The sequence below is a fragment of the Campylobacter sp. BCW_4341 genome, from assembly GCF_001764255.1.
GTDB lineage: Bacteria > Campylobacterota > Campylobacteria > Campylobacterales > Campylobacteraceae > Campylobacter_D > Campylobacter_D jejuni.
In genome coordinates, this window is the sequence record NZ_MKAH01000039.1 from 1 (window position 1) to 1,307 (window position 1,307).

Here is a 1,307-nt window from a genome sequence, read left to right on the forward strand (position 1 = left end):
TGATAAGAGTCAAAGTTTTGAAATGATGGAGTATTTTGAGAGTTTAGGACTTAAAGCTGATGATGAGTGTTTAGGAAATAATGCTCTTACTGATTATATTGGAGTGGGTGGAAAAAATAAAAAAATGATTGATTATTTTTTTAAAAAAGGATGTAAATTTGAAGTTTATGATGAAAAAGGTGCTACCCCTTTGCATTCTTGGATATTGCTTGGTGATCCTGAGTCTGTAAATTCTTTAGAAGTGGCTTTACAATTTGGTGCTGATGTAAATATGAGAAGGATTGAAACAGAACATGAACACAGTTATATCGATGCAGGGGAAACCCTTTTACATATAGCTGCAAGATCTAAGAAAAAACCTGTTGGAACTTGTTTGGAAATTTTGATCAAATATGGAGCTGATGTCAATGCTGCTAATTGCACTATCAATGAAATTGAAAATGATAAAATTAATTATTTTAAACCTGATACTCCATTAGATAGGGCTATTTCTTTTGGGATAAATAAAAATAAAACAATCTTAAAAAAAGCAGGTGCTAAGACTTGGGAACAATTGGTTAAAGAATACAATATTGATACGAGTTTAGAGGAACCAGAACAAATTAAAATGTATGAAGAAAGAAGAAAGATAAAAAAATAATAAAAAGGAGATATTATGGAATTTGATGTTGAAATTTTAGACAATCTTGAGAATTTTAAAGAATTCTTAAAAACAAAACCTAGCAAAGAAGTTTTACAGGCTGTTAATTCTCATTTAGAGGGTTTTTTAAGTGATGCGTATGATCATATCGATCCAGAAGAATACGAAGTCGCTTTTGAAGAAGAAACAGGAATATCTTATCGTGATGCTACTGAGGAAGAATTTGATGAGTGGTTTATTGCAAATGTACTTTGCTTTGAGGATTTAAGTGAGATTTGCAAAATTCTTCGATCACTTTTAGAGGCTAAAGATTTGGATAAAGCTTTGGAAAATTTTAACAAATAAAAAAAGATTTTTAAAAAATTATTTTAAGGAAAAACAAATGAAAACTTTAGAAGAAATGCAAGCTATGGATGAAGAAGCTATAAGGGAGTTAGGTTGGGAATTTTTTAGACTTGTTAAAAATAATAAACTTAAAGAAGTGAAAGAGTTTTTAAAAGATTATCCCGTGCCTGAAGTATTTTTAGAGAAACGTCGTAAGGTATATTGGTGTGATCATCCTATACCTTTTTTTAATCCTAGTTCTACTTTAGCTTGGGCAGGGATTGCTTATGATAAGAGTCAAAGTTTTGAAATGATGGAGTATTTTGAGAGTTTAGGACTTAAA

The 1,307-nt window shown here is 30.1% G+C and carries 2 protein-coding genes and 1 pseudogene; all 3 read left to right on the plus strand.

All coding sequences use genetic code 11. From position 1 onward, the window contains the following. Positions 1-640 (plus strand): ankyrin repeat domain-containing protein (locus AJN70_RS06470; RefSeq protein ID WP_186821011.1); only part of this gene is annotated, 640 nt, incomplete at its 5' end. Positions 641-655: 15 nt separating this feature from the next. Continuing rightward, entirely contained in the window at positions 656-985 is a 330-nt protein-coding gene (locus AJN70_RS06475) for a hypothetical protein (RefSeq protein WP_044779636.1), read from the plus strand. Between the two features lie 37 nt (positions 986-1,022). Continuing rightward, positions 1,023-1,307 (plus strand): annotated as a pseudogene (locus AJN70_RS09510) (hypothetical protein); the annotation flags it as partial.